General features: G+C 65.8%; 22 protein-coding genes and 1 pseudogene. 6 read left to right on the top strand and 17 right to left on the bottom strand.

The features are described from left to right. A pseudogene (locus tag CEK29_RS23815) lies at window positions 1–256 on the bottom strand (hypothetical protein); the annotation flags it as partial. After that, a complete protein-coding gene (gene tsaB, locus CEK29_RS05865; RefSeq protein WP_094857566.1) occupies window positions 253–1,503 on the bottom strand; it encodes a tRNA (adenosine(37)-N6)-threonylcarbamoyltransferase complex dimerization subunit type 1 TsaB in 1,251 nt (416 codons plus the stop codon). The pseudogene CEK29_RS23815 and the gene tsaB, both read right to left, overlap by 4 nt. A 129-nt stretch (window positions 1,504–1,632) precedes the next feature. Here tsaB and risA point away from each other — a divergent pair, with 129 nt between their 5' ends. The 4 genes from risA (at window position 1,633) to CEK29_RS05845 (ending at window position 4,980) form a co-directional block, all read left to right on the top strand. After that, complete coding sequence (risA, locus tag CEK29_RS05860; protein WP_003813882.1) at window positions 1,633–2,367, top strand: response regulator transcription factor RisA; 735 nt, start codon at window positions 1,633–1,635, stop codon at window positions 2,365–2,367. A gap of 34 nt (window positions 2,368–2,401) precedes the next feature. Then, a complete protein-coding gene (risS, locus tag CEK29_RS05855) occupies window positions 2,402–3,796 on the top strand; it encodes a sensor histidine kinase RisS (RefSeq protein WP_432759233.1) in 1,395 nt (464 codons plus the stop codon). A 62-nt stretch (window positions 3,797–3,858) separates the two neighbouring features. After that, window positions 3,859–4,407, top strand: coding sequence for a peroxiredoxin (locus tag CEK29_RS05850; RefSeq protein WP_094799603.1), 549 nt, complete (start codon window positions 3,859–3,861; stop codon window positions 4,405–4,407). A 54-nt stretch (window positions 4,408–4,461) separates the two neighbouring features. Beyond that, entirely contained in the window at window positions 4,462–4,980 is a 519-nt protein-coding gene (locus CEK29_RS05845) for a carboxymuconolactone decarboxylase family protein (protein ID WP_094799604.1), read from the top strand. A gap of 114 nt (window positions 4,981–5,094) precedes the next feature. Here CEK29_RS05845 and CEK29_RS05840 read toward each other — a convergent pair whose 3' ends face one another. The 4 genes from CEK29_RS05840 to ispD form a co-directional block, all read right to left on the bottom strand. Continuing rightward, complete coding sequence (locus tag CEK29_RS05840; protein WP_094857565.1) at window positions 5,095–6,081, bottom strand: winged helix-turn-helix transcriptional regulator; 987 nt, start codon at window positions 6,079–6,081, stop codon at window positions 5,095–5,097. A gap of 396 nt (window positions 6,082–6,477) precedes the next feature. Then, complete coding sequence (locus CEK29_RS05835) at window positions 6,478–8,388, bottom strand: PhoX family protein (RefSeq protein ID WP_094857564.1); 1,911 nt, start codon at window positions 8,386–8,388, stop codon at window positions 6,478–6,480. A gap of 97 nt (window positions 8,389–8,485) precedes the next feature. Continuing rightward, entirely contained in the window at window positions 8,486–8,974 is a 489-nt protein-coding gene (gene ispF / locus CEK29_RS05830) for a 2-C-methyl-D-erythritol 2,4-cyclodiphosphate synthase (protein WP_094857563.1), read from the bottom strand. Further along, window positions 8,971–9,702: a 2-C-methyl-D-erythritol 4-phosphate cytidylyltransferase gene (ispD, locus tag CEK29_RS05825; RefSeq protein ID WP_094857595.1), complete on the bottom strand. Its 732-nt coding sequence runs from the start codon at window positions 9,700–9,702 to the stop codon at window positions 8,971–8,973. The genes ispF and ispD overlap by 4 nt, the downstream gene beginning before the upstream one ends. 29 nt (window positions 9,703–9,731) lie before the next feature. On the opposite strand from ispD, the gene mfd reads away from it, so the two are divergent. Beyond that, on the top strand, window positions 9,732–13,196 hold the full coding sequence (gene mfd, locus CEK29_RS05820; protein ID WP_094857562.1) for a transcription-repair coupling factor: 3,465 nt from the start codon (window positions 9,732–9,734) through the stop codon (window positions 13,194–13,196). Between the two features lie 12 nt (window positions 13,197–13,208). Further along, on the top strand, window positions 13,209–14,066 hold the full coding sequence (gene serB, locus CEK29_RS05815) for a phosphoserine phosphatase SerB (protein ID WP_094857561.1): 858 nt from the start codon (window positions 13,209–13,211) through the stop codon (window positions 14,064–14,066). Window positions 14,067–14,161: 95 nt separating this feature from the next. Here the strand turns inward: serB and CEK29_RS05810 are convergent, their stop codons facing one another. The 11 genes from CEK29_RS05810 to nuoE are packed head-to-tail and all read right to left on the bottom strand — an operon-like array spanning window position 14,162 to window position 26,307. After that, window positions 14,162–14,485 (bottom strand): DUF2818 family protein, encoded by a 324-nt coding sequence (locus tag CEK29_RS05810; protein WP_094799610.1) that lies wholly within the window; start codon window positions 14,483–14,485, stop codon window positions 14,162–14,164. An 11-nt stretch (window positions 14,486–14,496) separates the two neighbouring features. Continuing rightward, a complete protein-coding gene (nuoN, locus tag CEK29_RS05805; protein WP_094857560.1) occupies window positions 14,497–15,981 on the bottom strand; it encodes an NADH-quinone oxidoreductase subunit NuoN in 1,485 nt (494 codons plus the stop codon). Window positions 15,982–15,990: 9 nt separating this feature from the next. Then, window positions 15,991–17,493, bottom strand: a complete 1,503-nt coding sequence (locus CEK29_RS05800; protein ID WP_094799612.1) for an NADH-quinone oxidoreductase subunit M — start codon at window positions 17,491–17,493, stop codon at window positions 15,991–15,993. Continuing rightward, a complete protein-coding gene (gene nuoL, locus CEK29_RS05795; RefSeq protein WP_094857559.1) occupies window positions 17,490–19,526 on the bottom strand; it encodes an NADH-quinone oxidoreductase subunit L in 2,037 nt (678 codons plus the stop codon). The genes CEK29_RS05800 and nuoL overlap by 4 nt, the downstream gene beginning before the upstream one ends. Before the next feature lie 17 nt (window positions 19,527–19,543). Then, window positions 19,544–19,852 carry an NADH-quinone oxidoreductase subunit NuoK gene (nuoK, locus tag CEK29_RS05790; RefSeq protein ID WP_094857558.1) on the bottom strand — a complete coding sequence of 103 codons (309 nt, stop codon included), beginning with the start codon at window positions 19,850–19,852 and terminating at the stop codon, window positions 19,544–19,546. Next, window positions 19,849–20,505, bottom strand: a complete 657-nt coding sequence (locus tag CEK29_RS05785; RefSeq protein ID WP_094857557.1) for an NADH-quinone oxidoreductase subunit J — start codon at window positions 20,503–20,505, stop codon at window positions 19,849–19,851. The genes nuoK and CEK29_RS05785 overlap by 4 nt, the downstream gene beginning before the upstream one ends. A 17-nt stretch (window positions 20,506–20,522) precedes the next feature. Then, window positions 20,523–21,011, bottom strand: a complete 489-nt coding sequence (gene nuoI, locus CEK29_RS05780; RefSeq protein ID WP_094799616.1) for an NADH-quinone oxidoreductase subunit NuoI — start codon at window positions 21,009–21,011, stop codon at window positions 20,523–20,525. Window positions 21,012–21,032: 21 nt separating this feature from the next. Next, complete coding sequence (nuoH, locus tag CEK29_RS05775) at window positions 21,033–22,106, bottom strand: NADH-quinone oxidoreductase subunit NuoH (protein ID WP_094799617.1); 1,074 nt, start codon at window positions 22,104–22,106, stop codon at window positions 21,033–21,035. Continuing rightward, window positions 22,106–24,433, bottom strand: a complete 2,328-nt coding sequence (gene nuoG, locus CEK29_RS05770) for an NADH-quinone oxidoreductase subunit NuoG (protein WP_094799618.1) — start codon at window positions 24,431–24,433, stop codon at window positions 22,106–22,108. Before nuoG ends, nuoH begins: the two co-directional genes overlap by 1 nt. A 15-nt stretch (window positions 24,434–24,448) precedes the next feature. Further along, complete coding sequence (nuoF, locus tag CEK29_RS05765; protein ID WP_094799619.1) at window positions 24,449–25,816, bottom strand: NADH-quinone oxidoreductase subunit NuoF; 1,368 nt, start codon at window positions 25,814–25,816, stop codon at window positions 24,449–24,451. Beyond that, entirely contained in the window at window positions 25,813–26,307 is a 495-nt protein-coding gene (gene nuoE, locus CEK29_RS05760) for an NADH-quinone oxidoreductase subunit NuoE (protein WP_094799620.1), read from the bottom strand. The genes nuoF and nuoE overlap by 4 nt, the downstream gene beginning before the upstream one ends. Window positions 26,308–26,341 lie beyond the last annotated feature (34 nt).

The following is a 26,341-nucleotide window of genomic DNA, read 5'->3' as shown; positions in this document are numbered from 1 at the left end:
CAGCGCTCGCCGGCGGGCGGACGGCCGCGGGCGCCCCCTGGCGCGCGACGGCCGGCTCGGGCGTGGCGCCGGAGGCGGCGGCGTGCGCAGGGGCGCGCGCAGCGGCGGGCGAGCGCAGCCAGGTCTTCTCGATGCCGATCTCGCGCAGCCACAGGCGCTGCAGCGGATTGACGCGCAGGCGTACCGGCGTGGCGACGCCCGGCGTACCGACGCCCGGCGTGCCGACACCCGACGCTGCGGCGCTCGACTCCGTCATGCCGCGGACTCCTTCAGGGACTTCTGCATCACCCACGCATCCTCACGCTGTCCTTGACCCGCGGGATAGTAATCCTTGCGCACGCCGATGCGCAGAAAGCCATGACGCTCGTAGAACGCGACCGCACCGGGATTGGACGGCCGGACTTCGAGCAGAATGCCGTCGACCTTGGCGGCGCGCGACTGTGCCTCGCACCACTGCAGCAACTGGCTGCCCACGCCCTGGCGATGCAGGTCGCGCTCCACGGCGATCACGAGCAGATGCGACACATCCGGCGCCATCATCAGCAGGCAGAAGCCGGCCAGCGACTCGCCACGCCAGGCCACGCAGCTCGCGTAGCCCGACAGCAGCGCATCGGAAAAATTGCCGCGCGTCCAGGGAAAGGCCTGCACCTGCGCCTCGAGCGCGGCCACGCGGTCCAGATCGGCCGGGCGCATGGGCGCGAGCCGCAAGGGGGCCGCGCCGGCCTGCGGCTGGGCGCGGGGGTTGCCGCCCTCGCCGCGCTGGCGCTCGGCGGTCGTGAAGGCAACCTTGTCGCGCACATAGAGCGGCGCGGCGAGTTCCGGCGGCAGGCTCAGGCCCTGGTCGAGCGCCAGCTCGGCCAGACGCGCCAGCGCCCGTGCCTGCGGCCGGGTCTCGGCGCTGCGCTGCCAGCCCGCGGGCACGGGCATCGCGGCGGCATAGGCATCCCAGGCGTCGCCCGCGGCCACGATCCGGCCTTCGGCGGGCAAATGATGGCGCGCCCAGGCCACCAAGTCGCCCGCGGCGATCAGCATGGGGGCATGCAGCACTTCCCAGCCCGCGGCGCGCGCGGGGTCCTGCGTGCCCATCTGCGGCGCCGGCAGGCGCCGGTAGGCCGCCAGATAAACCTCTTCCATGCGGGCATCCAGTGCCACGACCACGATCTGACCCGGCAATACATGGGTGGCCTGGGCCACCGCCAGATGCGACACCACGGGCACGACGGGCAGATCCAGGCCCATCGCAATGCCCTGCGCCACGCCGCACGCGACCCGCAGTCCCGTGAAGCCGCCGGGGCCCTGTCCGAAAGCCACGGCGTCGAGGTCGGCCGGGGTCAAACCCGCCTCCTGGAGCAGCTCGTGCGCCAGGGGCAGCATGCGTTCCGCGTGCTCCTGCGACCCCTCGTGCTCACGCACGGCGATCGCGGTGCTCCCCGCCCGGCGCGTCAGCAGCGCGACGCCGCAACGGGAGGAAGATGTTTCAAAGGCCAGCAAGTTAATTTCCATGCCCTAGATTGTACGGAATCAGCCATAGGGCCCTCGTATGTAAGGAGGATTTCTACCGGTCAGTGCAATGTGTAATATCTTGTGAACAGCCTCTAGCCCCGCGTTCTTGTCACTGTTACATTTCCGGCCATGAATACGCAAAACACCACTCCCACCCGCAAGATCCTGGTCGTAGATGATGATCCGCGCCTGCGCGATCTGCTGCGACGCTACCTGTCGGAGCAAGGCTTCAATGTCTTCGTCGCCGAGGATGCCAAGGAAATGGGCAAACTCTGGCAACGCGAGCATTTCGACCTGCTCGTTCTAGACTTGATGCTGCCGGGCGAGGATGGCCTGTCGATCTGCCGCCGTCTGCGCGGCGGCCACGACAACACGCCCATCATCATGCTCACGGCGAAGGCGGAAGAAATCGACCGTATCGTGGGCCTCGAAATGGGCGCCGACGACTACCTGTCCAAACCCTTCAACCCGCGCGAACTGCTGGCCCGCATCAATGCGATCCTGCGCCGCCGCGGCACCGAAGAGCACCCGGGCGCGCCCAGCCAGGAAAACGAATCGATCGCCTTCGGTCCGTATGTGCTCAACCTGTCGACCCGCACCCTCACCCGCAACGGCGAGCAAGTGCCCATCACGACCGGCGAGTTCTCGGTGCTCAAGGTGTTTGCCCGGCATCCCAAGATTCCGCTGTCGCGCGACAAGCTCATGGAGCTCGCCCGCGGCCGCGAATACGAAGCCTTCGACCGCAGTCTGGACGTGCAGATCTCGCGCCTGCGCAAGCTGATCGAGCCGAACCCGTCGAAGCCTGTCTTCATCCAAACCGTCTGGGGTCTGGGATACGTGTTTGTTCCAGATGGCGGCAGTTGATTATTCGCCCCGACCCGGGCAGGAGCGCAGCCTCGTGCCCCGTTTGCGCAGGATTCTGAAAACCCTGACATCACGGTTGCGCCTCGGCTTGTTCGGGCGCACCTTCCTTTTGCTGGCGGCGCTCATGCTCGTCAGCCTGGGAGCGTGGCTGCAGGTGTTCTTCAGCATGGAGCTGGGCCCGCGCGCCAATCAAATGGCGCAGCGGGTGATCACGGCCGTCAATATCACGCGGACGGCCCTGGTCTACTCCCAGACCGACGAACGCAGCAAGCTGCTGCTCGATCTTGCGACCAACGAGGGGATTCAGGTTTATCCCCGCGAGGTCACCGACTTCTCCGAAGCCCTGCCCAATGACGATTATTGGCAGCGGGTGGCTCAGCACATCCGTACGCGCTTCGGTCCTGAAACGCAGATCGCGTGGGGGGTCAACCAGGTACCGGGCTTCTGGGTGAGTTTCCAGATCGACCAGGATCTCTACTGGCTGGTATTCGAACGCGAACAGATCGGGCTGACCGGCGGGATCGAGTGGTTAGGATGGGGAGCGACCGCGCTCCTGTTGTCGTTGGTGGGGGCCGCCGTGAGCGTGGGCTTCGTCAACCGGCCGCTGTCCAGGCTGGCACGCGCCGCGCAGGTCCTGTCGCGCGGCGAGACACCGGCGCCGCTGCCCGAACAGGGACCGCTCGAGATCCGGGACCTCAACGCCTCGTTCAATCGCATGGCCAAAGACCTGCGGCAGGCCGAGGCCGACCGCGAGCTGATGCTGGCGGGCATTTCGCATGATCTGCGTACGCCGCTGGCGCGCATGCGCCTCGAGATCGAGATGAGCGGCGTCTCGGAAGATGCGCGCCAGGCCATCGACGAAGACCTCGGCCAGATCGATCACAGCATCGGTCAGCTGATGGAATACGCGCGTCCGGCGGGCACCCTGCCCCAGCTCGCCACCGACATCTCGTCGGTGCTGGCGGAACTCTACGAACGCGAACGCAGTCACACTGCCACGCTGGGCGGCGAGCTCGAGGCCTCGATCGAGCCGGGCCTGCGCGCGCGCATCACCGCGCTGGATCTCAAGCGCATCGTCAGCAACCTGATCGAAAACGCCCGCCGCTACGGCCGCTCGACGGACGGGCTCGCCCATCTGGTCATGACGGTGCAATCCGAGGGCAATACACTGGCCATCGAGGTGGCCGACCGCGGCCCGGGCATCGCGCCCGAAGAGGTCGAGCGCCTGCTGCGGCCCTTCTCGCGCGGCGAGGCGGCGCGCACCGGCGTGAGTGGTGCCGGACTGGGCCTGGCCATTGTCGAACGACTCCTGAAGCACGCAGGCGGGTCACTCAAAATGCTGCCGCGAGCCGGCGGCGGCCTGGTCGCCAGGATAGAGTTACCCAAAGCCAAGTTTAGGAATTATCAATTAGACAGCGATAATCAATAGCGTAAAATCCAGGGTTTGGGCCCCTCGGCCGACCCCTACCAACAACTTACTGGGAGTAACACATGAAAACTGTTGGCGACAAACTCGAGCCTTTCAAGGTTGCTGGCGTCAAGCCCGGCTTCAACCAGCACGAAGAGAACGGCGTTTCGGCGTTTGAAGACATCACCGAAAGCTCGTTCCCCGGCAAGTGGAAGGTGATCTACTTCTACCCGAAGGACTTCACGTTCGTCTGCCCGACCGAAATCGTCGGCTTCAACAAGCTCTCCAAGGACTTCGAAGACCGCGACGCCGTCCTGCTGGGCGGTTCGAGCGACAACGAATTCGTCAAGCTGGCCTGGCGCCGTGAGCACCCCGATCTCTCCAAGCTGGCTCACTACCAGTTCGGCGACACGACCGGTGCCCTGATCGACCAACTCGGCGTCCGTGAAAAGGGTGCTGGCGTGGCTCTGCGCGCCACCTTCATCATCGACCCCGACAACACGATCCAGCACGTTTCGGTGAACAACCTGAACGTCGGTCGTAATCCGGAAGAAGTCCTGCGCCTGCTCGACGGTCTGCAGACCGATGAGCTGTGCCCGTGCAACCGTACGGTTGGCGGCGCCACGCTGTAATTCTTCGGCCCGGCTTGTCCGGGCTTTTCCTGCTCCAGACTATAGGTAAAAACTATGGAATTCCTTTCTACCATCAAGGAACAACTGCCGGATTGGGCCAAGGACATCCGCCTGAATCTGGACAGCGTCATCGCCCGCTCGACCCTGTCGCAAGAAGACGCGTTGGGCGCGGCGCTGTCGGCCGCCTTCGCGGCAGGCAGCCCGTTCCTGGTCGACGCCTTCAAGGGCGCCCTCTCCGAGGGCGACGCGAACGCCGCGCTGACGGCCGCCGCGCTCATGGGCATGAACAACACCTGGTATCCCTACGTGGAAATGACCGGTGACGCTCAGCTCAAGAGCCTGCCGGCCCAGCTGCGCATGAATGCCTACGCCACCCACGGCGGCGTCGACAAGAAGCGCTTCGAGCTGTTCGCGCTGACCGCCTCCATCATCGGCAAGTGCCATTTCTGCGTGCAGTCGCACTACGAAAACCTGAAGAAGGATGGCCTGTCGACGGAGCAACTGCGCGACGCCGGCCGCATCGCCGCGGTCGTCAATGCCGCCGCGCAAGCGCTGAAGGCGCAAGGCAAGTAAGCCCTGCCCGACCCGCCGGGTATCGCAGCCGACGGGAGCACGACAGCAAGACCGACACCGGCCCCAGGGCCGGTGTTTTGTTTGCGGGGGCGTCTTGCTGAGGGGCGAACGCGACTAGGCCTGGGCCAGCCGCGCCGCAGGCATCTCGCGGGCGAGCGCCTGGCGCTCGGCGGCGGACACGCGCTCGAGCCGGTAGCCGAAGCCGTACACGGTCTTGAGCCGGTAGCCGTTTTCGGGGCGAAGCTGCAGTTTGCTGCGCACCACACTGACGTGGGTATCGATGGTGCGGGGGCTGGGGGTGCCTTCGTCGGACCAGACGTGCCGGCGCAGGAACTCGCGCGAGAGCGGCTGCGCGTGATGGCGAAACAGCAGCAGCGCGACCTTGAACTCCTTGGGCGTGAGGTGGACCCGCAGGCGCTGCACCGACACTTCGTTGAGCGCCAGGTCGAAGCTGTACTCGCCGTGTACCTCGCACGCGCGCATCGCCGTCTGGCGCTGGGACCGGCGCAGGATCGAATCGAACTTGGCCCGCAACAGAACCGGCGCCGCGGGCCAGGACACGTAGTCGTCGGCGCCCGCCTGCAACAGGCGCGCGATCTGCGCGGAAGGCCACTCGCCGGGCAGAATCATCATCACGGTGAGCTCACGCGGCTGGTTCACCTGCAAGGCGTGCAGCACCGCGGCGACGCGCGGGGCGGGAAGCTCGCCGTCGATCAGGAGCACATCGAAGCGCGCCGACACCAGCGCCTCTGTAAAGGCCTGAATCTCGGCCGGCGTGGATACCGCATGCACGCCCACGAGCCCGCCATCGGAAGGTTCGCACCCCAATCCGGCGGCGAGCAGCGGCGCCAGCAGTCGTTGCTGACGCTCTGCCCCGGTGGCCAGCAGGCACACACGCACGCCCGGTGCCGATGGCATGCTCAGACACTGCACATCGCAAGAGCCCGCGTGAGTGCCCGCCTCGGAACCGGGCTCGGCGCCGAGGGCATCGCGGCCATCCGCGGTGCGGGCGTGTTGCCGCAGCCCCATCGGCGCGCCGCGCGACGCGTCTGGCTCGAAGGCGGTGAGGGAAGGATGTGCAAGAACGGGGAGAGTGGACATGCGGAAGGCCTGAGACGTGGGATCGAGGCGGACGAACCGGGCTGCGCAGCGGGCCGGACGACCTGATCGTGACTGAACCGCTTCGAAGCCGATCGCGCGACACCCGGAGGGATGAGATCGACCCCAAGCGCCTGTCCGAGATTGATTCGGCGGCGGGTCGGTTCGCGCGCAGCGTTGTGGTCATTCCAGCCGGCAAACAAGCGAATGCTATTTGCCTGGGTGGCACCAGAATCTGTCGAAAACTCTCAGGCGACGGCGCGCCACCCCAGTCCATTCGCGCGTCGGCTGGCCGGCGGCGCGCGACGCTTCCCGATCCCCACGCGACCTCAGCCCCCGGGCCGCGCGCAATCGCTCAGATCCTGACGCCGGTCAGATAGCCCTCGGTGGCGCAATCGCTCAGATCCTGACGCCGGTCAGATAGCCCACCGTGGCGCCGTGACGGTCGCGGAAGTTCGCGCGAACCAGGGGCTCGGTGGCCGGGCGCACCTTGTCGTGCAACGCATTCCAATCGCCGGCGTGCTGAAAGTTGCTGGTGATGTAGGTCCAGCCATTGAGTTCGTCGACCGCCTGCAGACCGGTCGACTCGGCCGCGACCGGACAGGACAACACGCGGGCAAGTTTGCCGCTATCGACGTTGTAGGCCCACAGGAAGTTGTTGACGTGACCGCCGCTGTCCTCGCCGATGAACAGGGTGCGCAGTGTTTCGGAAAACTTGATGTTGTCGGGGTTCGAGATCCGGTCGGCATCGTGGACATTGCCCAGGGCGTCCGGTTGCGCCAGGTCGGCCCCCACCAGCGCGGGCGGCGCGGCCATATCGATCGCCACCCAGTCGCTCTCGATCGCGCGGCCCTCGCTGTCCTTCTGGCCGCCCCGCAGATTGAGCGCATAGACCGCCCCCGCCTTCGGACCCTGCACCGCGATGCCTCCGGAGCCGTCGAGCATGGAGCCTTCGATCCGTGACATGGCGGAATAGGCCACCCGATCCCGCACATTGACCGTGGTGCCCTCCATCTTGGTGAAGCCCATGCTGCCGCCCGCCAGCGCGGCGTAGCGATGCGTTTCGAGAAATGCCGCGGCCTGCTCCATGCCGGGCTTGATCCTCACCCAGTTGTGCCGACCCGAAAACGGGATGCGGGTGTAGCCGGGCTGTCCCGGATCGGTCTCGTGCACCTCCATGATGTCGTCGCCCTGCAGACGGTCAGCCAGGCCGCGGATCTCGTCGCTCGTGGCGTGCCCGAGGCGAACCCAGCTCAGGCTGGCCGCGCCCGGGCCCGTGCCCGACTGCTGGTGCCAGCGCGCCACGTAGAGCGTGCCCGCGGACAGATCCTCGGCACGATCGGCCACGAACATGAACAGACCGCCATGGGTCGCATCGTCGCCCATCAAGGCCGTGCGGCGATCGGGCATCACCTGAATGAGCTCGTGCGAAATCCGGCCCAGGCAATAGTGCTTCTTGATGACGCCGGAGCCGTCGGGCTGGACCACCACTTCGGGCAGGTGTCCGTAGTGATAGGGCCGGGCCGTGTTTCCGTCACCGTAGAGGTTGCGGCTGAACGCCCTGAAGCGCGCCGCGTCCTTGGGCTTGGGCGAGATGGCGTCCGGCTCGTATTCTTCGCTCGACAGGTGCGTGTTCCAGGGCGAAAGACTGGCGCCGCAGGTGATCCACAGCCCCTGGACAGGGGCGGTATCGACGGCGCGATACTGCACCAGGCGCAGGTGGCCGGTTGCCGGATCCTGATCGAGCGTAAGTACCGCGATGGGCGACGGCAGCCTGGCGTACATCTCCGCGCCCGCCTGGTCCCAGGTGGTGTACTCGAACTGCACCACGGCAAAGACCGGGTTGCCGCGCACGCCGGGCACACGTGCCTCGGGCAGCGCGAGCAGCGACATGCCATCGGGACAATCCGAGAAATACTGCCGCTCGCGGCCCGGCACGGAGCGATCCACGATGGGCTTGCCCTGGATATCGAGATAACCGCCCGCGAGCACGGTACCGCCCTGCCCGTCCGGCACGGCGTCACCGGTCATGAAGAAGGGGTGATAGGCCAGCGCCACCGATTCTTCGCGGCCATCGGGATACTGCAGCACCATGCGCGACCCGACCGTGGTGCGCGCCATCGCGGCGGGGTCGTCGAGCCCGGGGGCCGGCATCCCGGTGAACGACACCCGCGCGGGCTGCCCGGCGCGTGCGTGCGCCGGGGCGGAGCGCATCATGCCCGCGCCCAGGCCGCCCGTCAGCGGCAACAGCGGCGCGCTGCCCAGAAACTTCAGGACATCGCGGCGGGAATACGGCGGCACTCGGGACATGGATGACGGCTCCGGACTTGAGGCTGAACACAACGGCAAGCGATGCTACCGGGTGTTCATGACACCGCCAGGACCGTCATCCCCGTATCCGAGCCGCTCAATCGCGGCGCGCGATCAGGGCGACCACGGTGGCCGCAATACCTTCTTTACGGCCGAGATAGCCGAGATGCTCGTTGGTCTTGGCCTTGATGTTCACGGCGTCCGGAGACAGGCCGAGGTCGGCCGCCACATTGGCCACCATGCCGGGCGCGTGCGGACCGATCTTGGGTGCCTGCGCATGGACGGTCGCGTCGACGTTGACCACCTGCCATCCGGCCTCGCTCACGCGTGCCATCGCTTCGCGCAGCAGCACCCGGCTGTCGGCGCCCTTGAAGGCAGGGTCGGTATCGGGGAAGTGCCGGCCGATGTCGCCCAGACCCGCCGCGCCCAGCACCGCGTCGGTGATCGCGTGCAGCAGGACATCGGCGTCGGAATGGCCTTGCAGGCCGTGGGAGTGAGGGATCGTGACGCCGCCGATGATGAGCGGGCGACCCTCGACGAGCGCGTGGACGTCGAAGCCTTGACCGACGCGAAAGGGAATATTCATAGCCATTTTTCCATCAACTCGAAATCTTCAGGCCAGGTGACCTTGAAATTGCGCGCCGAGCCCGGCACCAGTAGGGGCGCGAGGCCGGTGGCCTCCACCGCGCTGGCCTCGTCGGTCACGGCGATCGCCTGGGTGCGCGCGTGCGCCAGCGCGGCGCTCAGCATACCCAGGCGGAACATCTGGGGCGTCTGGGCAAGCCAGAGGCCATTGCGATCGATCGTGCGTGCCACCGCGGCGGGATCGCCGCTTGCTGCCTGCTTGACGGTGTCGGGCACCGGCTGCGCGAGCAGGCCGCCCGTAGGGTGAGGCAGGCAGGCGTCGATGAGCCGGCCCAGCGCCGCCGCGGGCAAGCCCGGCCGCGCCGCGTCGTGCACCAGCACCCAGGCGCTGTCCGGAACGCCCTCGGCCCGCAGCACGTCGAGCGACTGGGCCACGGTATCGGCCCGGGTGGCGCCGCCGCAGGGCTGCCAGGCGGTGCGGGGCAAGCCGTGCAGCGCCGCGCCGGCCCAGTCGTCGGTGGCGCTCACCGCGACCAATACGCGGGTGATCCGCGGATCGGCCAGGAGCGCCCGGACGGCATGGCGCAGCATGGGCTCGCCGCGCAAAGCGCGGTATTGTTTGGGGACCCCGGCGCCGTCGGAGGCGGCGCGGCTGCCCACGCCGGCGGCCGGCACGAGGGCAATCAGAGGGTCATTTGCGCACAGCGCGGACGATAGGGGTTCAGACATGGTCAAGAGATTTTATAATCTTCGCCCTGATGGCTGAATCTTCCTCTCCCGCCGCCGTGGCGCCGCACCTACCGTCCACCGCCGCCACCCTGGCCGCGCTCAAAACCGGCACGCGCTATGCGCAGCCCCGCCCACCGGGCTCGGGCGATGGCTGGCTGCTGGCCGATCTGGCGCGGGCGGCGCGCCGCCCGCTGGTCGTGTTCACGGCCGAGCCGCTCGAGGCCCAGCGCCTGACCGACGAAATCCCGCAGTTCGCGCCCGATCTGCGCGTGAGGCAGTTGCCCGACTGGGAAACCCTGCCCTACGACGCGTTCTCGCCGCACCAGGACCTGATCTCCGAGCGCCTGCACACGCTGCACGCCCTGATGCTGCACGAGGTCGACATCCTGACGGTGCCGATCACGACGGCCCTGTACCGGCTCGCGCCGCCCTCCTTTCTGGCCGCGTATACGTTTTCGTTCAAGCAGCGCGACAGGCTCGACGAACAGGCGCTGCGCGCCCAGCTCACGCTGGCGAACTACAACCACGTGACACAGGTGACGGCGCCGGGCGAGTTCTGCCTGCGCGGCGGTCTGATCGACCTGTTCCCGATGGGCTCGGTGGTGCCCTACCGCATCGACCTGTTCGACGACGAGATCGAATCGATCCGCGCGTTCGACGTTGACACCCAGCGCAGCCTGTATCCGGTGGGCCAGGTGCAGTTGCTGCCGGGCCGCGAATTCCCGATGGACGAAGCGGCGCGCAATCATTTCCGGGCCCGCTTCCGCGAGGTGTTCGAGGGTGATCCCTCGCGCGCCCTGCCCTACAAGGACATCGGCAACGGCATCGCCTTCGCCGGGGTCGAATACTACCTGCCGCTGTTTTTCGAGCATACCGCCACGCTGTTCGACTACCTCGCCGAAGACACCATCACGGTCACGGTGGGCGACATCGACGACGCGATGCAGCGCTTCGCCCACGACACCGCCAGCCGCCATAACTTCCTGAAGAGCGATCGCGAGCGGCCTGTGTTGCCGCCCGAAGCGCTCTTTCTCGATGGCGAAGGCATGTACGCCGGGTTTCGCCAGTTTGCCCGGCTGGCCCTGACCAGCGAGCGCCCGCATCCCGATTTCATCGCGGCGCCCGACGTGGCCGTGGCGCGCCGCGCCGACGACCCGGTCGCCAAGCTGCGCACGCTGATCGGCCGCACCGACGCCCGCGTGCTGCTGTGCGCCGATTCGGCGGGCCGGCGCGAGACGCTCAGCCAGATGCTCGCGGAGCAAGGCGTGGCGGTCAATGTGCAGACCGACGACATTCAGGGCTTTCTGCGTGACGAGGGCCACTTCGGCCTGGCCGTCGCGCCGCTGTCCACGGGCTTCGGCCTGCCGCAGTGCGGCCTGGTGTTCCTGACCGAGAACGACCTCTACCCCGGCAATTCGCCCGCCCGCCGCGGCGGCAAGCGCGCCCAGGAGCGCACCAGCAACGTCGAAGCGATGGTGCGCGACCTCGCCGAGCTGCGCGCCGGCGACCCCGTGGTCCACGCCCAGCATGGCATCGGCCGCTACCACGGCCTGGTCAACATGGACATGGGCGAAGGCGAGATGGAGTTCCTGCATCTCGAGTACGCCAATGGCAGCACCCTTTACGTACCGGTGTCGCAGTTGCACGTGATCGCGCGCTACAGCGGCGCCGACCCCGAGGCCGCGCCGCTGCACAGCCTGGGTTCGGGCCAGTGGGACAAGGCGCGCCGCAAGGCGGCCAAGCAGGTGCGCGACACCGCCGCCGAACTGCTCGCCCTCTATGCCCAGCGCGCCGCGCGCGAAGGCTATCAGTTCAAGCTGCCGCTCAACGACTACGAGGCCTTCGCCGAAGGCTTCGGCTTCGAAGAGACGCCCGACCAGTCCGCCGCCATCCAGGCCGTCATCCTGGACATGACCTCGGGCCAGCCGATGGATCGGCTGGTGTGTGGCGACGTGGGCTTCGGCAAGACCGAGGTGGCCCTGCGCGCCGCCTTCCTGGCGGTGGCCAACGGCAAGCAGGTCGCCCTGCTCTGCCCCACCACCCTGCTGGCGGAGCAGCACGCGCAGACGTTCAGCGACCGCTTTGCCGACTGGCCCGTGCGCGTGGTCGAGCTCTCGCGTTTCCGTTCCGCCAAAGAGGTGGCGAGCGCGATCGAAGGCATCAACGACGGCCGGGTGGACATCGTCATCGGCACGCACAAGATCCTGTCCAAAGACGTGCGCTTCAAGCGTCTGGGCCTGGTCATCATCGACGAAGAGCACCGTTTCGGCGTGCGCCAGAAAGAGTCGCTCAAGGCCCTGCGCGCCGAGGTCGACGTCCTCACGCTCACCGCCACGCCGATCCCGCGCACGCTGGGCATGTCGCTCGAAGGGATCCGCGATTTTTCGGTGATCGCCACCGCGCCGCAGAAGCGCCTGGCGATCAAGACCTTCGTGCGCCGCGAAGACGGCAGCACGATCCGCGAAGCGCTGCTGCGCGAGCTCAAGCGCGGCGGCCAGGCCTACTTCCTGCACAACGAGGTCGAGACGATCCACAACCGGCGCGCCCGCCTCGAGGAGCTGGTGCCGGAAGCCCGCATCGGCGTGGCGCACGGCCAGATGGCCGAGCGCGAGCTCGAACAGGTCATGAAGGGCTTCTACCAGCAGCGCTACAACGTCCTGCTGTGCACCACCATCATCGAGACCGGCATCGACGTGCCGTCGGCCAACACGATCGTGATCCACCGCGCCGATCGTTTCGGGCTGGCGCAGCTGCACCAGTTGCGCGGCCGGGTCGGTCGCTCGCATCACCAGGCCTACGCCTATCTGCTCACGCCCGGCGAAGACGCGATCACCAGCAATGCCAAGAAGCGCCTCGAAGCCATCCAGGCCATGGAGGAGCTGGGCTCGGGCTTCTATCTGGCCATGCACGATCTCGAGATCCGCGGCACCGGCGAGATTCTGGGCGATTCGCAGTCGGGCAACATCCAGGAAGTGGGCTTCTCGATGTACAACGAGATGCTCAACGAGGCGGTGCGGGCGCTGAAGGCGGGCGAAGAGCCCGATCTCGATGCGCCGTTCAACCTCGCCTGCGAGGTGAACCTGCATGCCCCCGCCCTGCTGCCCTCCGACTACTGCCCGGATGTGCACGGCCGCCTCGCCATCTACAAGCGCCTCGCGCATGCCGCCGACGAAGACGATCTGATCCAGATCCAGGAAGAGCTCATCGATCGTTTCGGCAAGCTGCCCGAAGCCGCGCAGACGCTGCTGATGACGCATCGCCTGCGCCTGGCCGCCCAACCGCTGGGCATCGTCAAGATCGATGCGAGCGAATCGCAGGCGCTGCTGCAGTTCGGGCCCAAGACCTCGGTCGACCCGCTGCGCATCATCGAGCTGGTCCAGAAGCAACGCCATATCAAGCTGTCCGGCCAAGACCGGCTGCGTATCGAAATCAAGGCGCCGCAGGTCAATGCGCGCGCCGACGCCGTGCGTGCCGTGCTGCGCTCGCTGGCCTAACCCCCCTATCCCATGACCCAGAATCTCATCATTCAATCGCCGGCGCTCACCGTGGGCCACGCCGAACAGCTCGCCGCGCTGGCGAGCGCGCAAGGCATCGCCCGCATCAGCACGACGGCCGCGCGGCTGCTCCAGGTCGAGTGCGACGACGCGACGCGCGCCGAGGTGCGCGATTGGGCCGATCGTCACGGCGTGGACGCGGCCTTCGTCGCGCCGGGCCTGAAGCTGGGCCAGTGCAAGGTGCTGGCGATGGACATGGACTCGACGCTCATCAATATCGAGTGCATCGACGAGATCGCCGCGACCGCCGGCCTGGGCGACAAGGTGGCCCAGATCACCGAGGCCGCCATGCGGGGCGAAATCAAGGACTTCTCCGAGAGCCTGCGCCGCCGGGTGGCCCTGCTCAAGGGCGTGCCGGCCAGCACGTTGCAGCGGGTCTACGACGAAAAACTCCAGCTCAACCCCGGCGCCGAGCGCATGCTGAGCTCGGTTCAGGCGGCCGGCATCAAGACGCTGCTGGTCTCGGGCGGGTTCACCTTCTTTACCGAGAAGCTCAAGGCGCGCCTGGGCCTGGATCGCGCCTACGCCAACACGCTCGAAGTCGACGGCGCGGGGCTGCTGACCGGCTCGGTGCTGGGCGATATCGTCGACGGCGCGGCCAAGGCTCGCCATCTGCAGGCCTTCGCCCGGGAGCACGGCGCGAGCCAGGACCAGATCATCGCGATGGGCGACGGCGCCAATGACCTGCCCATGCTGTCGCACGCGGGCTTCCCGGTGGCCTACCACGCCAAGCCTATCGTGCGCGAGCAGACGCGCTATGCGCTCAACGTGAGCGGCCTGGACGGCATTCTGAACTGGTTCGAAGCCTGAGCCGCCGACCCGCGCGATCGGATCCGCGGGCCGCGCGCCCGATCACAAGCCCATGAAAAAAGCCTCCCGAGGGAGGCTTTTTTCATGGGGCAGGCTCAGGCGCGGGCGGGCCGGCGATACAGGTAGCGGTACACGAAGCCGGGGTACCCCAGCACCAGGTACAGCGCCAGGGTGATCGCGTAGAACTCCCAGGCCTGGGAGAACGGATTGCCCAGCGTGACTTCGAAGGCCCGGCCGATCGCGCCGACGATGAGGTAGTAGACGAACACCTCGACCAGGCGCAGCCAGAACGGCTTGGCCGCCACGGCCCCGCCCTGCTTCCAGGGCGACACCGCGAACACCCGTTCGGTCAGGAAGGGCAGATTCGCGCTGACCAGGGCCAGCGCGATGAGCAGCCAGACTGCCAGGGTCTGATTCACAGCCCGGTCCTTTAATTACCGAACGTGCCCTGGATGGCCTGCAGACACAGGGCCATCAGACCGCCGGGCAGAATGCCCAGGATCAGGATCAGGGCGCCGTTGACCGACAGCAGACCGCGTTGGGCGGCATCTGCCCGCAGCGGCGCGGGCTCGCCCACCGGTTCGTCGAAGTACACGACCTTGACGACACGCAGGTAGTAGAAGGCGCCGATCAGCGAGAACAGCACCGCGACCACGGCCAGGGCCACATGACCCGCTTCGACCACTGCCTGCAGCACGGCCAGCTTGGCATAGAAGCCCACCAGCGGCGGCAGACCGGCCAGCGAGAACATCAGCAGCAGCACGATGGCGGCATGCCAGGGGCTGCGGCGGTTCAGGCCCTTCAGGTCGTCGATCTGTTCGCACTCGAAGCCCTGGCGCGCCAGCAGCAGGATGATGCCGAAGCTGCCGAGCGTCGTGAGGACGTACGTGATCATGTAGAACAGCGAGGCGCTGTAGGCCGCGGCCCACGCGTCGGGCTTGCCTTCGACCACGCCCGCCGACAGCGCCAGGAGCACGAAGCCCATGTGCGAGATCGTCGAGTAGGCGAGCATGCGCTTGAAGTTGGTCTGGACGATGGCGGTCAGGTTGCCGATGGCCAGCGACAGCACGGCCAGGATCATCAGCATCGGCTGCCAGTCGGCGGCCAGGCCCTGCATGCCGTCGACCAGCAGACGCATGGTCATGGCGAAGGCGGCAAGCTTGGGCGCGCCGCCCAGGATCAGCGTGACGGCCGTGGGCGAACCCTGATACACGTCGGGAACCCACATGTGGAACGGCACGGCGCCGAGCTTGAAGGCCAGGCCCGACACCAGGAACACGATGCCGAACACCAGGGCCAGCTGCTGTGCCTTGCCCGCGGCGATCACGTCGGCGATCTCGGCGATGCCGAGGTGGCCGGTGGCGCCGTAGACCATGGACATGCCATAGAGCAGGAAGCCCGAAGCCAGCGCGCCCAGCACGAAGTACTTCATGGCGGACTCGGTGGCGACGGCGTCGTCGCGACGCAGCGCGATCAGCGCGTACAGGGCCAGCGACATGAGCTCGAGACCGAGGTAGATCGAGATCAGGTTGCCCGACGAGATCATCACCATCTGACCCAGCAGCGCGAACAGCGTGAGCACATACAGCTCGCCGCCACGCAGCATTTCACGGTCTTGCGCGTAGACGCGGCCATAGACCAGCGTGACGGCCACGGCGATGTAGGACACGATCTTCAGCAGATGCGAGAACGAATCGGTGACGTACATGCCATGGAAGGTGGTACCGGTCACGCCATCGGCCCACTGCATGGCCGAGACCACCGTGAGCACTGCCAGCGAAAGCAGCGTCAGGACGAACGTGGTCATGCGCTGGGGATGCTTGCTGAACGCGTCGACGAGCAGGACGAACAGCCCCAAGACCAGCAACAGGATCTCTGGTGCAGCCAGAGCAAAATCGAGGTGGGATTGCATCATTGTCTAGTCTTACAGTTTCGAGACGGCAACGTGTTGCAGCAGGGCCTCGACCGACACGTGCATCACGTCGGTAAAGGGCTTGGGATAGATCCCCATGTACAACACGGCGATCGCCATGATGCCGAGAAGCAGGAACTCGCGGCGGTTGAGGTCGGTGAGCTCACGCACGTGGTCGTTGGTGATGTCGCCGAAGACGACACGCTTGACCATCCAGAGCGAGTACGACGCACCCAGGATCAGGGCGGTGGCGGCCAGCAGGCCCACCCAGAAATTGTGTTCGACGGCACCCATGATGACCATGAACTCGCCCACGAAGCCGCTGGTGGCCGGCAGGCCGCTGTTGGCCATCGAGAACAGCACGAAGAACGTCGCGAAACGCGGCATGACGTTGATCACGCCACCGTAATCGGCGATCTGGCGCGAGTGCATGCGGTCGTAGAGCACACCGATACACAGGAACATCGCGCCCGACACGAAGCCGTGCGACACCATCTGCACGATGGCGCCTTCGACGCCGGCCGTGTTGAAGATGAAGAAGCCCAGCGTGACGAAGCCCATGTGAGCCACCGACGAATACGCCACCAGCTTCTTCATGTCTTCCTGGACGATCGCGACCAGACCGATGTAGATCACCGCGATCAGCGACAGCGTGATCATCAGACCAGCCAGCGCGTGCGAGGCGTCGGGCGTGATCGGCAGCGAGAAGCGCAGGAAGCCGTAGGCGCCCAGCTTCAGCATGATCGCGGCCAGCACCACCGAGCCGCCCGTGGGCGCCTCGACGTGGGCGTCGGGCAGCCAGGTGTGGACCGGCCACATCGGCACCTTGACGGCGAACGCCGCCAGCAACGCCAGGAAGATCAGGATCTGCGGGGTATAGCCGATCTTGGTCTGGTGCCAGGTCAGGATGTCGAACGAACCACCCGAGACGTTCCAGAGATAGATGAACGCCACCAGCGTGAGCAGCGAGCCCATCAGGGTGTAGAGGAAGAATTTGAACGCCGCGTACACGCGATTCGGACCGCCCCAGACACCCACGATGATGTACATCGGGATCAGGGTCGCTTCGAAGAACACGTAGAACAGCATGCCGTCGAGGGCCGCGAACACGCCGACCATCAGACCCGACAGGATCAGGAAGGCGGCCATGTACTGCGACACGCGGCTCGTGATGACCTCCCAGCCCGCCACCACCACGATGATGGTGATGAAGGCCGTGAGCAGCACGAACCACACGGAAATGCCGTCGACACCGAGGTGGTAGTTGACGTTGAAGGCTTCGATCCAGGACGCCTTCTCGACGAACTGCATCGCGGCGGTGGTTTTGTCGAAGCCGGTGTAGACCGGAATGGTGACCAGGAAGCCCGCGATCGAACCGATCAGCGACAGCCCGCGCGTCAGGCCGGGACGGTCGTCACGGCCCAGCGCCAGCACCAGCAGGCCGAATACGATCGGAACGAAGATCGCAAGCGTGAGCCAGGGAAAAGTGTTGGATGCCATCTCGCTTGCCATCATTGGGGAATCAGCACAAAGAAAGTAACCAGCGCCATGATGCCGATGATCATCGCGAACGCGTAGTGATAGATGTAGCCGGACTGCAGGTGACGGCTGATCGCAGCCACCCAGCCCACCACGCGGGCACTGCCGTTGACCAGCACGCCGTCGATCAGGCCGCGGTCACCGGTTTGCCACAGGCCACGGCCCAGGCAACGCGCGCCGCGAGCGATGATCTGTTCGTTGACCCAGTCGACGAAGTACTTGTTCTCGAGCACCTTGTTGACGCCCGACAGGCTCTTCTGGATCGCGGCAGGCACCTTGGGATTGATCAGGTAGCAGTACCAGGCGATGACGGCGCCCGCGACCACCAGCCAGAACGGCAGGGTCTGGAACGCATGCAGGCCGTAGGCCACCCAGCCGTGCCAGTGCTCGGCACGCTCGGCCATGGCCGGGTGCTGCGGCAGCACGGTGATCACGCCCTCGAAGAACTTGCCGAACAGCATCGGATCCACCACCCACGCGCCGATCACGACCGACGGAATGGCCAGCAGAACCAGCGGCAGCGTGACGACCCAGGGCGACTCGTGCGGCTTGCCGCCGTGATGGCCGTGGCCGTGGTCGTCGTGGCCGTGCGCGTCATGGGCATGGTCGTCGTGACCGTGGCCATGGCCGTGCTCGGGGTAACGTTCCTTGCCGTGGAAGACCAGGAAGTACACGCGGAACGAGTACAGCGAGGTCACGAACACACCGATCAGCACCGCGTAGTAGGCGAACGAAGCGCCCCACACGTTGGCCGCGCCAGCGGCTTCGATGATGTTTTCTTTCGAATAGAAGCCCGAGAAGAACGGCGTGCCGACCAGGGCCAGCGTACCGATCAGGAACGTGATCCAGGTGATGGGCATGTACTTGCGCAGGCCGCCCATGTTGCGGATGTCCTGGTCGTGGTGCATGCCGATGATGACCGAGCCCGCACCCAGGAACAGCAGCGCCTTGAAGAACGCGTGCGTCATCAGGTGGAAGATGGCGACCGAGTACGCCGAAGCGCCCAGCGCGACCGTCATGTAGCCCAGCTGCGACAGCGTGGAGTAGGCCACCACGCGCTTGATGTCGTTCTGGATGATGCCCAGGATGCCGAGGAACAGCGCGCCGATGGCACCGATCACGATGATGAAGGACAGCGCGACGTCGGACAGCTCGAACAGCGGCGAGAAACGCGCGACCATGAAGATGCCGGCCGTCACCATGGTGGCGGCGTGGATCAGCGCGGAGATCGGGGTCGGGCCTTCCATCGAGTCGGGCAGCCAGGCGTGCAGCGGGACCTGGGCCGATTTGCCCATGGCGCCGATGAACAGGCAGATACACGCGACGGTCAGGAGCATCCAGTCGCTGCCGGGCAGCGTCATGGCGGCCAGCTTGTCGGCCTGCTCGAACACTTCACCGTAGTGCATGGTGCCGGCGTAGGCGAACAGCAGACCGATACCGAGCACGAAACCGAAGTCACCGACACGGTTGATCAGGAACGCCTTCATGTTGGCGAAGATCGCGGTCGGACGGGTGTACCAGAAACCGATCAGCAGATACGACACCAGGCCCACGGCTTCCCAGCCGAAGAAGAGCTGAACCATGTTGTTGGACATGACCAGCATCAACATCGAGAAGGTGAACAGCGAGATGTACGAGAAGAAGCGCTGATAACCGGGATCGTCGGCCATGTAGCCGATGGTGTAGATGTGCACCATCAGCGAGACCGACGTGACCACGACCATCATCATGGCCGACAGCGGATCGATCAGGAAGCCGATTTCGAGCTTGGTCTGGCCGATCAGGGTCCAGGTGTAGACCGAACCGTCGAAGCGCAGGCCGTTGAGCACATCGCCCAGGACCACGACCGAGCCGATCGCGGAGATCAGCACGCCGAGAATCGTGATGCAGTGCGCGCCGCGGCGGCCGATCGGACGACCGAGAAAGCCCGTGCCAAAGAGGCCGGCGAGAATCGCGCCGACCAGCGGAGCCAGCGCGATAAGCAAGTAGAGATTGGGTGAACTAGACATTTTCTTCCAATACCCCGTCAGCCCTTCAGGCGATCGAGATCGTCAACGTTGATCGTGTTCAGGTTGCGGAACAGCAGCACCAGGATCGCGAGGCCGATGGCGGCCTCGGCCGCGGCCACGGTCAGGATGAAGAACACGAACACCTGGCCGGCGGTATCGCCGTGCCAGCTCGAGAACGCCACGAAGTTCATGTTGACGGCCAGGAGCACGAGCTCGATGGACATCAGCAGGATGATCAGGTTGCGGCGGTTGAGGAAAATGCCAAAGATGCCGATGGCGAACAGGATCGCCCCCAGGATCAGGTAGTGAGCCAGCGTCAGCGTCATTGTTTTTCTCCTTGGGCGGCGCCATCGGCGGCGGCCGGCGCGGCCGTGCGGCCTTGCGCGCGGTCGCTCTGGGCCGTCATCTTGACCATGCGGAAGCGGTCCTTGGCGCGCACGCGGACGGCGGCCACCGGATCGTTGTACTTGACGTCGCGACGGCGGCGCAGGGTCAGCGCGATCGCCGCCACCATGCCGACCAGCAGCAGCGCGGCGCCCACTTCGACACCGTAGACGTACTGCGTGTACATCGCTTCGCCCAGCGCACGGGCATTGTTGTAATCGCCAGCCTGAACGACTTGCGGGCCGACATCACCCCAGGTCGCGAACAGCACGAACGACATCTCGACCACCATGACCAGACCGATCACGAGGCCCAGCGGCAGGTAGGTTTTCATGCCGCTGCGCAGGTTGTCGATCCGGATGTCGAGCATCATCACGACGAACAGGAACAGCACCATCACGGCACCGACGTACACCAGCACCAGCAGCAGGGCCAGGAACTCGGCCCCCAGCAGCATCCACAGCATCGCCGCGTTCGAGAACGCGAGGATCAGGTGCAGCACGGCCGTGACCGGGCTGCGCGCGGTGATGACGCGGAAGGCGGCCACCACCAGGACGAACGCCAGTATGTAAAACAGGACAGAAGTAAAAGTCATGGATCAGACCCTGGCGATCAACGGTAAGGCGCGTCTTCGGCCCGGCGTTGGGCGATGTCGGCTTCGTAGCGGTCGCCAACGGCGAGCAGCATGTCTTTGGTGAAGTAAAGATCGCCGCGCTTTTCACCGTGGTACTCGTGAATGTGCGTTTCGACGATCGAGTCCACCGGGCAGCTTTCTTCACAGAAGCCGCAGAAGATGCACTTGGTCAGATCGATGTCGTAGCGCGTGGTGCGGCGGGTGCCGTCCTCGCGCTGGTCCGATTCGATGGTGATGGCCAGCGCCGGGCAGACCGCCTCACAGAGTTTGCAGGCGATACAGCGCTCTTCCCCATTGGGGTAGCGGCGCAGCGCGTGCAGACCACGGAAACGGGCCGAGGTCGGCGTCTTTTCCATCGGGTAGCGCAGGGTGACCTTGCGCTTGAAGAAGTACTTGCCCGTCAGGCGCATGCCCTTGAGCAGTTCAGTCAGCATCAAGCTGCTGAAAAAATCTTTGATCGCTTCCATATCCAGCCTCAATCCGGCGGCTTAGCGCCAAATGTTCCAGGGCGTCTGCATCCAGACTGCCACGACGACCAGCCACACGCCGGTCAGCGGGATGAAAATCTTCCAACCCAAACGCATGATCTGGTCATAGCGGTAACGCGGGAACGACGCGCGGAACCACACGAACAGCGAGACCACGAAGAAAGTCTTGAGTCCCAGCCAGATCCAGCCCGGGATCCAGGTCAGCGGCACGATGTCGATCGGCGCCATCCAGCCACCCAGGAACATGATCGCGGCCATGCACGACAGCAGGATCATGTTGGCGTATTCGCCCAGGAAGAACAGCGCGAACGCCATGCCCGAGTACTCGACCATGTGACCGGCCACGATTTCCGATTCGCCTTCCACCACGTCGAACGGGTGGCGGTTGGTTTCGGCAACGGCGGAGATCACATAGATCACGAACAGCGGCAGCAGCGGCAGCCAGTTCCAGGAGAGGAACGTCAGGCCGTGGTCGGCGAACCAGCCGCGACCCTGACCCAGCACGATCTCGCTCATGTTGAGGCTGCCGGAGACCAGCAGCACCGTGACCAGCACGAAGCCGATCGCGAGTTCGTACGACACCATCTGCGCCGAGGCGCGCAGGGCACCCAGGAACGCGTACTTGGAGTTGGACGCCCAACCGGCCACGATCACGCCATACACCCCGATCGAGGTGATGGCCATCACGTAGAGCAGGCCGGCGTTGACATTGGCCAGCACCAGTTCGGGACCGAAGGGCACGACCGCCCAGGCTGCAAGCGCCGGCATCAGCGTGACGACGGGCGCCACGATGAAGAGGATCTTGTTGGCCTCGGACGGCACCACCACTTCTTTGGTGAGCAGCTTGAAGACGTCGGCGAACGGCTGCAGCAGGCCCTTGAAACCGACACGGGTCGGTCCCAGGCGCACGTGCATCCAGCCGATCATCTTGCGTTCCCAGTAAGTGAGATACGCCACGCACAGAATGATGGGCACCGCGATGACGAGGATCTTGACGATGGTCCAGACCACCATCCATGCCGTGGGTCCGAGCAGCGCCGTACCGTGGCCCTCGAGAACATTAAGCCATTCCATCAGGCACGCTCCACGCTGATTTGACCGAAGGCGCCACCCAGGGCGGCGGTTTGTGCGAAGGCAGCGGCGATGCGCACGGCGTTATCGGCCACGGCGTCGTCCTGCACGGTTTCGAGTTCGACCGCGCCTTGCGCGCTCGTCACCCGAATCTTCACACCCGCGGTCAGGCTCAGGGCCGCCAGCGTCCGGCCGTTCAGGCGTGCACGGGGGGCACGCGAGGCGGCGGAAGCCTGCAGCGGTTCGGAGCGGCGCACGATGGCGTCGCTGCGGTAGATCGGCACATCGGCCACGCGCTCGAGCGCGCCGGCAGCCTTGCCCAGACCGAGCGCGGCATTGATCTCGTTGGACAGACGGCCTTCGATGCCGCCGGCGAGCGCGGCGTCACGCACGGCTTCGGAGGTTTCTTCTTCGAAGCCGGCGAGGTGCAGCACATTGCCCAGCACGCGCAGCACCTTCCAGGCCGGACGGGTCTGGCCGAACGGCGCGACGGTGCCCTTGAAGCTCTGGGCGCGGCCTTCGGCGTTGACGTAGGTGCCGGAGGTTTCGGTGAACGGCGACACGGGCAGCATGACATCGGCCCAATCCTGCGCCGACGAGCGGAACGGCGTGAGCGCGACGGCGAACTGCGCACCGGCCAGAGCGGCCAGCGCCTGCGGACCGTTGTCGGCGTCGAGCGCGGGCTCGGCGTGCAGCACGATGTAGGCCTTCAGGGGCTCGGCGAGCATCTGGGCGGCGTTCTTGCCCGACTTGCCCGGCACGGCGCCAGCCAGGTAACCGCCGACGGTGTTGCCACCCGCGGTCAGGAAGCCGAACTTGCCGCCGGCCAGCTTGGCGATGGCCTGCGCGTTGGCGGCCAGCGTGCTGGCGACCGGCGAAGCCACGGCCAGGTTGCCCAGCAGCACGGCGGTGTTGGAACCCGACGCGAGGCTGGCGGCGATGCGCTTGGCCTCTTCGCCCGGCGTGACGCTGGCGAACTCGGCCGGCACGCCCTGCTCCTTGAGCTGGGCCAGCGCGACCACCACTTCGGCCAGGCCGCGCGCCAGCTCGGACGGGCCGAGGGTCAGGCGTGCGGTGACGGGCATCAGCGGATCGTCGGCGGCGCTGTCGACCATCAGGATCTGCGTGCCGCGCTTGGCGGCCTGGCGCAGACGCTGGGCCATCAGCGGGTGATCCTTGCGCAGGAACGAACCGACGACCAGCACGCGATCGGCGGTGTCGAGGTCGGCGATCGCCATGCCGAGCCACGGCGCGCCACCGAGGGCCGCGTCGAAGCCGGCGTCGGTCTGACGCAGACGGAAGTCGATGTTCTCGGAACCCAGCGCGCGCACCAGACGGTTGAGCAGCGCGAATTCTTCGGTGGTGGCGTAGTCGGCGGCCAGAGCGCCGATCTGGCCGGCGCCGAAGCTTTCACGAACACGCGACAGACCCTGGGCCACGGCCTGCAGGGCATCGGCCCAGGAGGCTTCCTGCCACTTGCCGTCGGCGCCCTTGATCATGGGCGAAGCCAGGCGGTCTTCGTTGTTCAGGCCTTCGTACGAGAAACGGTCACGGTCGCTGATCCAGCACTCGTTGACGTCTTCGTTTTCGAACGGCACCACGCGCAGGACGCGGTCGCCCTTGACTTGGACGACCAGGTTGGCGCCCACGCTGTCGTGCGGGCTGACCGAGCGGCGGCGGGCGAGTTCCCAGGTGCGGGCGCTGTAGCGGAACGGCTTGGAAGTCAGCGCGCCGACCGGACAGATATCGATCATGTTGCCCGACAGCTCGGACTCGATCGACCGTCCCACGAACGACGTGATTTCGGAGTGTTCGCCACGGCCGAGCATGCCCAGCTCCATGACGCCGGCAATTTCCTGGCCGAAGCGCACGCAGCGGGTGCAGTGGATGCAGCGGGACATTTCCTCGGCCGACACCAGCGGGCCGAGATCCTTGTGGAAGACCACGCGCTTTTCTTCGGCGTAGCGCGAGGACGAGCCACCATAGCCCACGGCCAGATCCTGCAGCTGGCACTCACCACCCTGGTCGCAGATCGGGCAATCCAGCGGGTGATTGATCAGCAGGAATTCCATGACCGACTTCTGGGCGGCCTTGGCTTTCTCGTTGCAAGTGTGCACCACCATGCCATTGGTGACAGGCGTGGCGCAGGCGGGCAGCGCCTTGGGCGCTTTTTCCACGTCAACCAGGCACATGCGGCAGTTGGCCGCGATGGACAGTTTCTTGTGGTAGCAGAAATGCGGCACATACAAGCCGATCTTTTGGGCGGCATGCATGACCATGCTGCCTTCGGGCACTTCGACCTTGTTGCCGTCGACGGTTAGTTCAACCATTGCTGTTCCTGAGACCTACAGATATTGCGGGACCACACAAGACTTGTGCTCGATGTGGTGCGCGAATTCGTCGCGAAAATGCTTGATGAAGCTGCGAACGGGCATGGCGGCGGCATCACCGAGCGCGCAGATCGTGCGGCCCATGATGTTGGCGGCCACGTTGTCGAGCATGTCCAGATCTTCCGGACGGCCCTGGCCCTTCTCGATGCGATGCACCATGCGGTAGAGCCAGCCCGTGCCTTCACGGCACGGCGTGCACTGACCGCAGCTTTCTTCGAAGTAGAAGTACGACAGACGCAGCAGCGACTTCACCATGCAACGCGTTTCGTCCATCACGATGACGGCACCCGAGCCCAGCATGGAGCCGGCCTTGGAGATGGAGTCATAGTCCATCGTGCATTCCATCATGATGTCGGCCGGCAGCACCGGAGCGCTGGAGCCCCCCGGAATGACGGCCTTGAGCTTCTTGCCACCGCGCATGCCGCCTGCCAGTTCGAGCAGGGTCGAGAACGGCGTGCCCAGCGGAATCTCGTAGTTGCCGGGACGTTCGACGTCGCCGGTGATCGAGAACAGCTTGGTGCCGCCGTTGTTCGGCTTGCCGACTTCGAGGTAGGCCTGGCCGCCATTGCGGATGATCCAGGGCACCGCCGCGAAGGTCTCGGTGTTGTTGATCGTGGTGGGCTTGCCGTACAGGCCGAAGCTCGCCGGGAACGGCGGCTTGAAGCGCGGCTGGCCCTTCTTGCCTTCGAGCGACTCCAGCAGCGCGGTTTCTTCGCCGCAGATGTAGGCGCCGTAGCCATGGAAGGCGTGCAGCTGGAAGTTGTAGTCGGAACCCAGGATCTTGTCGCCCAGGAAGCCGGCGGCGCGCGCCTCTTCGAGGGCCTCTTCGAAGCGTTCGTACACTTCGAAGATTTCACCGTGGATGTAGTTGTAGCCGACGCTGATCCCCATGGCGTAGGCGGCGATCGCCATGCCTTCGATCACGATGTGGGGATTGAAGCGCAGGATGTCGCGATCCTTGAACGTGCCGGGTTCGCCTTCGTCGGAGTTGCAGACGAGGTACTTCTGACCCGGGAACGCGCGCGGCATGAAGCTCCACTTCAGGCCGGTCGGGAAGCCGGCGCCGCCGCGACCACGCAGACCCGAGGCCTTGACCTCTGCGATCACGTCTTCGGGCTTCATGCCCGTGGTCAGGATCTTGCGCAGGGCCTCATAGCCGCCACGCTTGACGTACTCGGCCAGACGCCAGTTCTCGCCATCGACATCGGCCATGATCTGCGGCTGGATGTGACGGCCGTGGAAGACCATCGAGCGCGACAGATCCTGGCCCGGATTGGGGTCCAGGCCCTGAGCCAGTTGCTTGTACAGTTCCGGCGCGTTCATGCCGACTCTCCTTGCGCCTTCAGGCCGTCGACCAGCGCGTCGAGCTTTTCTTCGGTCATGCGCACGCACATATGCTTGTTGTTCACGATGACGACCGGCGAATCGCCGCAGGCGCCCATGCACTCGCCCTCGATCAGGGTGAATTTGCCGTCGGCGGTCGTTTCACGGTACTCGACCCCGAGCTTGCGCTTGAGGTATTCGCCAGCGCGCTCGCCATCACGCAAGGCACAGGGCAGATTGGTGCACACTGCGATCTTGTGTTGGCCGACGGGCTTGACGTCGAACATGTTGTAGAACGTGGCGACTTCCTGGACCGCGATGGGCGGGACGCCGATGTACTTGGCCACGTCTTCGAGGATTTCGGCAGGCAACCAGCCCTTCTCTTCTTGCGCGATGGCAAGCGAAGCCATGATGGCCGACTGCCGTTGGTCGGCCGGGAACTTGGCCAGTTCTCGGTCGATTTTCTGGTAGGCCTGTGCGGAAAGCAGCATAGTTTGAATCCGGATTTATGCGGGCGCTCTAGAC

The sequence above is a fragment of the Bordetella genomosp. 5 genome (assembly GCF_002261475.1).
Classification (GTDB): Bacteria; Pseudomonadota; Gammaproteobacteria; order Burkholderiales; family Burkholderiaceae_B; genus Bordetella.
The sequence above is the reverse complement of the archived record's forward strand: the minus strand, read 5'-3'. Positions and strand labels throughout refer to the sequence as shown.